This is a genomic window from Cyclonatronum sp. (assembly GCF_022565315.1).
GTDB lineage: Bacteria > Bacteroidota > Rhodothermia > Balneolales > Cyclonatronaceae > Cyclonatronum.
The window spans coordinates 1-11403 of sequence record NZ_JAIUMX010000114.1 but is presented as its reverse complement, the minus strand read 5'-3'; the positions used below and the strand labels follow the sequence as shown (position 1 = coordinate 11403).

Annotated in this window: 3 protein-coding genes; 1 reads left to right on the top strand and 2 read right to left on the bottom strand. The window is 53.0% G+C overall.

Annotated features, from left to right (window positions below; genetic code table 11):
• Nucleotides 1-281: 281 nt before the first annotated feature.
• Together LAT75_RS13450 and LAT75_RS13445 are read right to left on the bottom strand one after the other, a co-directional pair.
• Entirely contained in the window at nt 282-2105 is a 1824-nt protein-coding gene (locus LAT75_RS13450) for a helix-turn-helix domain-containing protein (protein ID WP_291483195.1), read from the bottom strand.
• Nucleotides 2106-3036: 931 nt separating this feature from the next.
• Nucleotides 3037-9519, bottom strand: coding sequence for a LamG-like jellyroll fold domain-containing protein (locus LAT75_RS13445; protein ID WP_291483194.1), 6483 nt, complete (start codon nt 9517-9519; stop codon nt 3037-3039).
• A 572-nt stretch (nt 9520-10091) separates the two neighbouring features.
• Here LAT75_RS13445 and LAT75_RS13440 point away from each other — a divergent pair.
• Nucleotides 10092-11403: hypothetical protein (locus LAT75_RS13440; protein WP_291483193.1), on the top strand; the 1312-nt coding region annotated here is incomplete at its 3' end.

Below are 11403 nucleotides of genomic sequence, written 5' to 3'. Positions count from 1 at the left end.
TGGGTAGAAAACCCCCGCCCCCCCAATAACCGGAGCAGCGCAGCTGCGATGCGACCGGCGGAGCCACCCGAACCTGTACCGCGCTTTTGGCTTTTGGCTTTTAACTCTTGGCTGTTAGCTTCGGTCTTCGGTCTTCGGTCTTCGGTCTTCGGTCTTCGGTCTTCGGTCCGAGGTCTTCCGTCCGAGGTCGCCGGTCTTCGGACGGCTGCCTCCGCTTCCCGTTTAGGGAAGCCATATGGGTAGAAAGCTGTACCTTACATCCTGCGTTTTCCTGATGAAAGCTATGACTGTGAAACTTTCCGGTACTGATATGGTGTCATGCCGGTGTACCGGTCGAATGCGCTGTAAAAGGTCGTTTTGGAAGAAAACCCGCAGCGCTCATAAATTGCATCAATACTCAGGTAATTTTGGGACTCATCTTCCAGTAGCATAATTGCTGTGCGAACGCGATAATCATTTACGAAATGATTGAATGAGTACCCACTGTAATAGTTAATCGATGCGGAGATGGCGCGTGTCGAAACGCCTGTTAGTGAAGCAAGCTGTGACAGGCTCAGGTCTTTTTCCAGATGCAGTTTTTCATCAGCTATTACCTTTTGCACTTTATTGAATACCCAGCGCTCCGCATTCTCCGGTTTTTTCTTTGCCTCCGCAGTATGATTATGGCCGTTTTGGGAACTGTTTGGCGAAACCTCCTCTATTTCGGACTGCTTTGTTTGCGCGGAATGGGTCTGTTCTGACTTTCCGTTGGCCACATGTTCCGGCACGGCTCTAGCCTCTTCCTCATCTTCTGAGGTCAGCCGTTCAACCATCGAAAACTGTGCGCGTGCAAGCTGATTGAGTTTGTAGATTTGTTGCAGCTTTTTTTCCCGTTGCCGGTAGGTAACGACTAAAAACAGTGTAGTGAACAGCAGCAGAACAGCGATTGAACCGGCGAGCAGGGTGCGGATTCGCTGCGTTTCCAGTTCGCTGGTCTTTTGCTGTATTTCAGCCAGCTTCTCATTGTAGCTCAGCTCAGTTTTTAGCTCTTCTACGGCTTTTGCCCGCTGCGCTATATCTCTTTCCCATGAAAGATCTTCGTAGTTTTGCATTGCTTCCCGGACCCCCGCTGCATTACCAAGCAAAGCATATGCTTCTATCTGATAGCGGAACACATCTAAAGGAAAGCTTAAAAAAGGATCCTCCATCGAGTCAAATATAGAGGCTGCAATATCAAGGTAGCTGAGGGCTTCTGTAGGTCGCTCCCTTAGCAGCGCGATATGCGCCAGCTCTAATTTCATATATCCGTGCAGCAGTGGGATATCGCGTTCGATGGCTTCCTCAATGCCGCTTAATAGAAGGCTCCGGGCCTTATCAAAATGCACTTTTCTGTCTATGAGATTAATAGCAAGGTTCAGAACAGACTGTAATTTATTATGATAAAAGCCATGTTCAGCATAAAAATCAATGGCCTGCTCGATGAACTGCATCGCTTCCTCATAAAGCTCCATAGCATGATAAACGATGCCCTTGTTTTGGAGGATTAGCCCGTTTATAAAGGCCTCCGGTTCATCAGCTATGAGGGCTTCTGCCTTGTTCAGGGCTTCGAGGGCCGCTTCATTATTGCCAATAGAAATATATACAAGCCCAATATTATTATATACTTCTGCGACACCTGCCGGGCTTCCGAATTCCCGTTCATGCGTAAGCGTCTCAATATAGTAGCGCAGGGCCTCATCATGATTAAGCAGCAAATCGTGGCTAACGCCAAGGTTGTTAATCACCCTTATTCTGAAGGATGGGTTTTCATTGCTGTATGATGTTTGAAGCGCCCTTTCATAATTATTCACGGCAAGCCTGTAGTAGTCTTTGAGGTAGTACGAGGTTGCTATCACGAAATAGGCCCGGGCGGCAAGGGAGTCGTTTGGCTGCAATATGAACTCAGGCATAAGCTGCTGCATGCTGCTTATGGCACTGTCCGGATACTGGAACAGAAACTGTTCTGCATGGGAAAGCTGCTGATTAAGCGCCTGCACGCTACGGCTTTGTGACCCTGTTCTGTCTGAAATGCCCCAAACATCTTCAAAGGCCAATAAATAGATTACGATAAAACCAAGACATCTCATATTGTAGTTATATCTGAACATCTGACTACCCAAGCTTTTATTTTTGCAGTTGCGCTATGTTACCGAATAATTCAGCATGAAATAAGAGCGCTTTAATCGAATGGTTCAATTCGACATCATATCTGTGTTTCATGTTTTGTGATAACTATACCAAAATAGCTAAAAAATAATTATAAGGTCTTGCTTTTTCTAACGCTTAAGGATTAAGGCCCAAATATTGTATGGCAATTTCGTGTACCACAAACAGACTTTGATAGCGGCCTATTACAGGATTCGAGTACCTGTAGCGGTAGCGGTATAGTATTAATGCCCACATGAATGGGATGAATTTGCGTGCTGTCAGCTTTTTCTTTTGGCTTTTAGCTGTTAGCTGTTAGCTTTTAGCTTTTGGCTGCGGTCCCCGGTCTTTCGTCTGTCTTTGTAAGATACCAAAACACAAAAGCCCCGCAGCATACCGCTGCGAGGCTTTTGTGTTTAACAGCAGGCCAATGGCCCGGGCCGCTTACTGAATGGTCGGCGGTGGCGGTGGCGGGGGTGGCGTTGCACAACCGCCCACCGGCGACATCATGACTACGGATGTGGCCTGATCAAAGCTGTTTTTTTAACAGTGAGTTTCTGATAGGATTCTTTCATTGTTTTAAAGACGGATTTTGTTTAGAAAATAAAATAAAATTCGGAATAAGATGGATGATGCCGGGGATGTTGTGATTTGAAGATTCAAGGATTTGAAGATTTGAAGATTTGAAGATTTGAACATTTGAATATTCGGGTTCCCCATTTCCAAAAGAAACCGGAAACCCGAAACCTCAAACCCGAAACCAGAAACTTCAAACCGGAAACCTCAAACCAGAAACTTCAAACCCGAAACTTCAAACCTGAAACCAGAAACCTCAAACCAGAAACCTCAAACCAGAAACGCGAAACCCCAAACCTACTTAATCAGCGTCATCTTGCGGGTTTCGGTGTGGGTGCTGCCGGCCGAAACGGTTTGCAGGCGGTACAGGTACACCCCGCTGGAGAGCCGGGAGGCGTCGAAGCTGAGGGTGTGGAAACCGGCCGTTTGCGGGCCATTGTGCAGCAGGGCGACCCTCTGACCCAGCAGGTTGAACACTTCGAGCCGCACCTCGGCGTCTTCGGGAAGGGCGTAGCGGATGCTGGTGCCCGGGTTGAAAGGGTTGGGGTAGTTCTGGTCGAGTCCGAAAGCGAGCGGGAGCTCATCTGCCGGGCCGCCCTCTGTTTCCGTGCCGTAGTGAATTTCCAGCAGGAAGCGGGCTGCCGGCTGACCCGACAGACCAGCCTGAGCTGCCTGAGCTGCCGAACCGGAATGGAGGCCTGAAGCTGCGTCCGGGTCAGAACCATTCCCATGCTGCGCCCTCCAGAAGGCGGGCAGGGCACGGGGCGCATCACCCTTGCCAAATACGGAAGCCGGCATTTCCTGCGCCTGAACCCGAGCTGCGGCCTGTGCGACCTCCCGCAGGGGTGAAGCATGCCCGGTGAGGCTGCCTCTGCTTTCAGCCCGGCTGCCTGAAGCTGGGCCGGAATCTTCCGCCGCGAAACTTCCCGAATCAGAGGCGGAGCGGCTAAGGCTGGCTTCGAGGTAAAGCTCGATACTGCTGCCCGGCTGCCAAAGGCTGCGCTCGCCGGTTTGGGTGTCGAGCAGGTAAAGGGTGAGGTGCTCCGCCTCATCATCCGACAGCCATTCTTCGCTGAGGCTGAGGCGGTGCAGCCCGCTGCGCGAGCTGCGGATGTTGAGCGGAATGCTGATGGTATGGCCGATCTCAGGGGCTTGGTACTGCATTACGGCAGGGAAGCCGTTTTCATCGAGCAGGTCAAGGTGCAGGTAGTGCTGCGTAAGCACGGCCGGGCGATAGAGCGGACTGAGCCCCGCGGCGTTTTCGTGAAACAGCGAGAGCAGCGCCACATCGGATCGATTGCCGGATAGCTGCTCCGCGCGGAGGGCAATCAGGAGTCCGGAAGGGGATGCGGTTGAAGCTGCCGGCTGCGCCGCAGTTTCCCCGGTTACGGCGGTGAGGGCGTCAGGCTGTGCGCTCCGGTGCAGGCTGCCGCCGGTAGCGGATTGATCAGCATTTACGGTGATGGCTGAGGTCTGTCCGTTGGCACGGTTGGCCTGTACCCAAAATCCCTGAAAGGGCGGGATTATGCCGCTGTGACCGGTTTCACCCAGGAGCCCGCCCGCGCCGGGCTGATAGAGGCGGTAGCCGCCTTCATTTTCGAACAGGGTGGTGTCGAAGATGAAGATGCCGGGGTTCACGCCGCTGAGTCCGGTATCGGTTACGGCCTCCCAGCTGATCGGGAAAGGGTAGGGATTGGCCACAAGATGCCAGCCCGAGGCATTGGGGTTTGCGTCGGGGTTGGTGTTGGTGTTGGTGAGCTCAATCACGGCTTCGGTGATGAGCGGGAAGCCGGTATGGCGCAGCTCAAGGCCCGCATCATCTTCATACATGAACATCAGGGCCGCGCGGCCACTTGAGAGTCCGCTGCTGCCGGTGGTTCCGAAAATATGGCTCGCATGCCCGGGAATCTGCCAGCTGCGGGTGGTTTCGTTATAGAGATACACGTTGGAGTCGCCGTCTTCGGAGTTGGCGGCACCGGGGTAGCCCTGTGTCCAAAGCCCGGAGAGCACTTCCTCATAGGTTGCCAGCGGACCCGGTGCGCCGATGATGCGCCAGCCAGATTGGTTGGGCGCTACCGGCACGATGGTGTCGATTACCAGGGCGGTGCTGTACTCACCGGCAACTACAGGGCCGCTTCGGGTGAAGGTCATAGCCGCATCATCCTGAACCCAGTCGGTCTGAATCTGCCAGGGCTGCCCGGCCGCTTCGCGGTAGAGAACCCTTTCGACCAGTCCCTGCGTGTATTCTGTTGCTGCGTTAAGCCCGGCCTGCTGATCGCTGAAGCCGTAGTTCAGGGTGATGGTGCCCGAGGTGCTGCCGTTTTCGGGTTGCAGCGCCCAGCTTACGCCGCGACGGCGGGCCTCAATGGAGCCGGGGAAATTTTCGCCGGCTTGGGTGTGGGTGCGGTCGGCCATGTTGTTGGTTGCAGAAACCACGACGCTAAGCGAGCCGCCGCTCAGGTCCGTAACGGAGGCTTCTGCGCCTGCCGGGCCAGCCGTGAAAGGCTGCCCCGGCTGCACGCTGCCACCAAACTGCCCGATTGGGGCACTGCTTAGCGTAACCCACTGCGGGTCTCCGGCAAAGGTATTAAGCGTGCTACCGGCCAAATCAGCTACGGCCGTTCCGCTGCGCTGATCGAAACGCAGGTACATCGTCAGATCCTGAAAGCGGGCATCGGCGGGCTGAACCACGAGGTTCATGTGCTGCTGAATTTCAGCCTGCGGCAGGGCGCGGTTCCAGATACGAAATTCATCCAGAAAACCATCCAGAAAGTTAACTTCAACAAAACGGCCTATCATCATCTCCCGGTTGCCGGTCAGGGGCGGGCGTTCGGTGCCTGTAGCTTCAAGCCCGCCGTTCAGGTAGATCCGCTGCTCTTCGGCATCGGCATCATAAACAAAAGCAGCATGGTACCAGCGGCCGGTTTCGAGCACCGTGCTGCCGCTTGTGTCATTTGACCAAAAGCCCATGTGCAGGCGCTGGTTTCGGGCGATAAGATGCAAGTGATCACTGAATCCTCCGTTTTCACCCGCCCCCATTATGCCTTTGTCGCCGTTCAGGCTGTTAAACTGTACCCAGGTTTCAACCGTGAAGCTGCTGTTGGTGAGTCCCAGCTCAGCAACGGTTTTGCCTGTTGATAAATAGCTGCCGCTGCCCAGTGCCAAAGCAGCTTCCGCACCGTAAGCTTCCGGAAACGCCCGCCCCAGCGCACTGATTACACTGCCGGCTTCAAGCTCGAAATGATCAGACGAAACGCTGATGCTCAGCTCACCCAAATAATCTTCAAGTTCGCCGCTGAGCAGCAGGGTTTGCTGTCCACCGGCCATCACCGCAGGGATGGTCCAGGTTGAGCCGCTCAGTGCGGGGTTTTCACTGCTGAGGTTCGAAATGCCGCTTGCGGTAAGCTGCACCGGTACTGAGGCGACATCTGACAAGCCGCTGTTGCGCACCTCAATGGCCAGCTGCGCGTTACCGGCGGCATCATCCCCCACAAAATAGACGCGCGACTGAAGCTGTGTAACCGGGCGGGTGAGGGCCAGCTGCTGCTCGGCGATGGTACCCGAAAAGGTGTAGGTGCGGTTCACCGGATCGTGCACCCAGCCGCTTGCACGCTCCCAGCTGCCGCCGGTGCTGTTGCGCTGCAAAAGCTGCAGGGCGCCGTCTTCATAAAAGCTGTAATTCAGCGTAAGGGTGCCGCTCACGCTGCTGCCGGAGGGGAAAACCCCGAAAACGGCATCAGAGCGGTTTACGAAAGCGGTGCCGGCACCAAACTCCGCTGCTACGGGATCTGACCCGCTTAGGGTGATGAATCCCTGAGCGTTAGTTCCGTAGCGGTAAAGCGAAACGGAACCGCTGCCCGGTGCGGCTTCCAAACTGAGACCGGCATCAGCCAGCGTTTGGGTCTGATTTTCGGCCACAAAAACGCTGTGTTGCCCCAGCGGCATTACCGGTGCAAACCAGTTCGGGTTGTTGACCAGAAAAGCAATGGAGGCAGGGGCATTTTGGGTGACTTCAAAAACCCGGTTGCCGGTAAAATCAGCATCGAAATAGCCGTTTTTTTGCGCTTCGTTGAAGGTGTAGTTGGCCAGCAGTCCGCCGGTATTGCGGGGGAGGCTGCGGTTCATGTTGGCCTGAATCTCAGCCTGTGTTCGGGCGCCCTGCCAAATGCGAAGGTCGTTCATGGATCCGTCGAAATAGGCGGAAAGCCAGCGGCCGATTTTGAGCGGAGCATTTAAGCCGGCTGGATGTCCGTCAAAAGCAGTAGCCTGTCGCACGCCGTCGGCAGCGCCATCCACAAAGAGGCGCTGCTCGCCGGCATCATTGTCATACACAAACGCAACGTGATGCCATCTGCCCGCCTGTATCTTCGGGCCTCCGGTGAGGTCGTTTGAATAAAAGCCCATGTTAAGGGCGTTGTTCCGTACAATAAGATGCAGGCTTTGGTTTGTCTGCATGCCAGTAGCATGGCCCAGAATGGGGTTGTCGCCGCTGGTATTATTCACACGAATCCATGCCTCAACCGTAAAGCTGCTCTGGGGAATGCCCAGCATGGTATCGCTCATGCGGGTGTTGATGTAATCGGAAGTGCCGTTAAATGCCATTGCGGTACCCGGGCCAAACGGATCTTCCGTAAGCGTCTCAAGTTTGAGCCGAAGGGCAGGAATGGGATTTTCAGGATTAACATCTCCAGGCTCATTATAGCGGTGAACCTGCAGGTAGGGATACGATTCATAATCACCTTCCTGAATCTGCCAGGTGTTATCGAAATCGAAACCTGCATTCTCAAACACAGACCTTGTTCGCATCTGAGTACCGTTCAGCCCCTGGAAGCCGGGGGGGATAACGGGAGTGAAATTCTGAAGTGTACTGAAACTTGAACCTATAGGACGTGAAATGCAATTGTTACAAGACTCATCCCATAAAATTCCACTGGTACTGTTTATCTGAACAAACATTAGAATCCTTCCAATTATACTTCCCCGATTGGTTACATTACCAAAGGTGGCCAAGGTATAAATATTATTCATATTTAAAGGTCCGTTTTGGTACATAACGTACCCGAAGACCCCACCACTGAAAGAGCCTGATACATGAACATTTGTATGCACATCATTAACGTTGCCTGTAAAGTCAACATATCCTATCAAGCCACCGCTATTACCTTGGGGGGTGCTCGTGGGAGCAGAAATGGTACCTGATGTTGAGACATTGAATACAGAAAAACCTTGCCCCCTTCCTGCTAAAGCCCCGGCATGCTGACCGCTAATTATATGAACATCCAGAAGAGACAGGTTTGATATGTTTCCTCTTAGAACACTAAACAAACCGACATTCGAAAAACCTGGTCTGTTGACGAATAAGTTTCGTATGGTAAAACCATCGCCATCAAAATTTCCGTAAAAGTCTGACAACGGGAACCATCCGGCCCCGCCATCGGCCTGCGGGGAAGCCAGCTCGTTATAGGCCGTTGTGTTGCTGTTAAGATCATTAATGAGCTTGTGATGCGACACCGGCCTGTGCCGCACATTATGCAAATGATACCAGCTTGATATCAGGTAAGGGTCAGAAGCAGTTCCACTACCGGCATAAAAGAGCTGAAGGCCCGGAAGCGGGTTAATACCGTTTATTACAGTGGGATTATCGTATGTAAATGCCTGCAGGTAAGGGAATGTAGGTGAAAAAGCAGTTCCTGTTTGCCACACACCGGTTGTAGGCGTAAAATCAAATCCCAAAAACAAAACATCTTCCAGCATTAATACTTCTGGCAGCGGGCTTGCTGATGAGGGCTCACTCAGGGAAGCCGGGCCGTCTGAATTATAATAGACGTTTGTGCGGGTACAGCTGTTGCAGACCCCGGTTACGGGGCGTATCTGTCCGTTTGGCGACCCGGCAGAAACCCAGGAATTAATGATATGGCCGGAATCAATGGCAACCATTCCGCCGGAATTGGTTGCCCCCTGAATCGTAACGGTGGAGTAGGAGTTTGAAATGGTGCCGCTGTTTTCAGCAGCTATGCCGCCCAGCTGATTATTGCCGGTGAGCGTACCTCGTGCAATGGCTTTGGTGATGATGGCATCTTCCTGCACAATACTGGCAATGGCACCGAGATTATGGGCCCCGGTTATGTTTACATCGGCCATTACTTCTGTGAGGGTGCTGTTGCCTTCTACTGTTAAGGCTATTCCGGCTGCAAAGCAGCAGTCGTCATCAGAGGGTACGGTTATGTTTCCTGAAACAGAAACCCGCTCCATTACTGAGTTTCTGAATACCCCAAAAAAACCACCAGCAAACTGTGTTCCGCTGATGTTAACGTTCCGTAAATGCAGGTCTGTTATACTTGCACCCTGAGCATAGCCAATAAAGGCCGGAATTATCGGATTTGGGGGGGTTACAATATGCAGATCTGCAATTGTGAAACCTCCGCCATCGATAGAACCCTCAAACGGCACAAAGAAAACCCCAATCGGCGGCCAGCCAATTCCTCCGTGAGCTCCCGGAGAAGCCACAGCACCATATCCTTCCGTACCGCTGTTAAGATCATTGAGCAAAACAAAATAGGAAGTCATGTGCGACCTGATATTGTTCAGATGGTGCCAGTTGCTGATCTGAAAGGCCGTTGCCGGGCTAAGCCCGTCGCCGCCGGCGAAATCAGTTCCGTTCAGCACTCCCGGGTTTTCGGAAGAAGTGGTGAAAGCTGAGGCGGCATTCGCATACAGGGGGCATGCAAGCAGGGTAGCGGCAGCAATCAGGGTAAGAAGTAGTTCTTTGATGCGGGTCATATTGAGCGTTCAGGTTTTTTGAATGGGGTAGCCGTTGGGTCGGGGCAGTAGCACGTCATTAATGAAATTTGCAGATAACATTGGCGGGTTGCACATCACAGCTATCCGCTTGTTCCTGCCGGCTCAGACCCCGAACTTGAGAAAAATACCCGCTGAGGCCGTTAAGGGGTTAGTACAGATTACCCATTGTGTAGCACAGATCAACCAGAATTGCGTATTTGTACGCTTTCCGGCCCTTTTTTCCGGGTACGCGCTTAGCTCAGCCCCATCTGTGTTTAGTCGCTCAGCTTTGGCAACCCAACGAATGCTTAGGAAGGTTTGAAAATGAATGAGTAGCGGTTTTCGTGATTATTTCGAAAGTTTTTCCCGCTTACGCTTACCGCCAGCCGCCGGAGAGCTTTCTCTGTGTGTATCGGACCGGTAAGGAATTTGATAAACCGCTTTTTACCGTGCCCGCAGTATTATATATTAGCCGAACTAATTGTTCGTATAGTGATTTAAGCATGACTACACAATTTTATTGCGGAGCGCTGAAAAGCGCCGGTTGATCGGTTACCCATGGTTGCTCAGTATTGAAAACGCTTACCTTTTTATTCACCCTGCTTCTGTTTAGCCCTGCCGGTTCAGCGGCTCAGCAGGCAGACACCGACACCCTGCCTGAAGGATTTCCTTTTTCCGTGAGCTATACCCGGGGTGTGGATTACTTCGGGGCGTTGCAAACCTGGGGCATCATCCGGAACGCAAACGGCATTCTTTTTTTCGGAAACACGAATTACGGCATTCAGCAGTTCGACGGGTCCAACTGGCGCTACATTCGCACCCCCGGAAGCTCGGCAGCCCTTTCTTTTGCAGCCGATGCCGAAGGCAGGGTTTATGCCGGCACCCACACCGCTTTCGGGCGCCTTGACCCGGATCAGGCCGGGCAGTATCAGTTTACGAGCCTGCTGCCTGAGTCCCTTTCTCCAACCGGCGAAATCCGTTTTACGCGTGTGATGGGTGATGAGGTCTGGTTCATTTCACCCGAAAAAGCCTACATCTACACCATTTCAACCGGCGAAGTCAGGCTGATGCCGGCGCAGGGCCGGTTTACGGGTGCCGCTCTGACCAATGAAGCACTCTGGCTTAACGATTCACAAAAAGGGCTTCTCAAGCTTACTGATGACGGTACCGAAACCCTCATCACCACACCCTTCGGACCGGGCGAACATCAGCTCACGCTGCTCAACAATCAGCTCGCTTCCCTCACGCCCGGCAACGCTGTCTGGGTACAAACGGCTGATACGTGGACCCGAAAGGCAGTGCTGGATACCGCGGGTATCGCCGATATTCCGGTTGCAGATGATGTGCTCGGGCTGCACGACGGCTCTCTGGCCCTGGCAAGCACGCAGGGGGTTTTCCTGTTTGATGAAACCGGCTCGCTGCGGTCACACTTTACCGACGAAAACCTGCTAACGGTTGATATCGCATACCGACTTTATCAGGATGCGGACGGTACGCTCTGGGTGAGCGGGGCAAACGGCATTACCGCCATCGAAATCGCACGGAAAATGCGGGAGTTCCTGCCTGTTCAGGGACTTCCGGAGAGCGGACTAAACGGCGTTACGGAATTCAGAGGTCAGGTATTTGTGGCCACAAACAACGAAGGACTTTTTGTTGGAAGCGGAGACAATTTCAGGCTGATACTGGAAGGAAACGTAATCAATAATTTTGCGGCATCAGCTGCAGGTCTGCTCATCGCAGCCTCAGAAGGCCTCTTTTTATATGATGCGGAGGAAAGGCTGCGCCCGGTTTTTACGGAAGCGTATGTGCAGCGGGTTTTTCGAAGCAGGTCAGAGCCTGAGCTGTTCTACTTTTATGCCTGGGCCGACGGCATCTGGGCCGCGC

Excerpts from the sequence above, each read along its gene's own strand:
- LAT75_RS13450 (WP_291483195.1), bottom strand. The coding sequence starts at position 2,105 with ATGAGATGTCTTGGTTTTATCGTAATCTATTTATTGGCCTTTGAAGAT.
- LAT75_RS13445 (WP_291483194.1), bottom strand. The coding sequence starts at position 9,519 with ATGACCCGCATCAAAGAACTACTTCTTACCCTGATTGCTGCCGCTACC.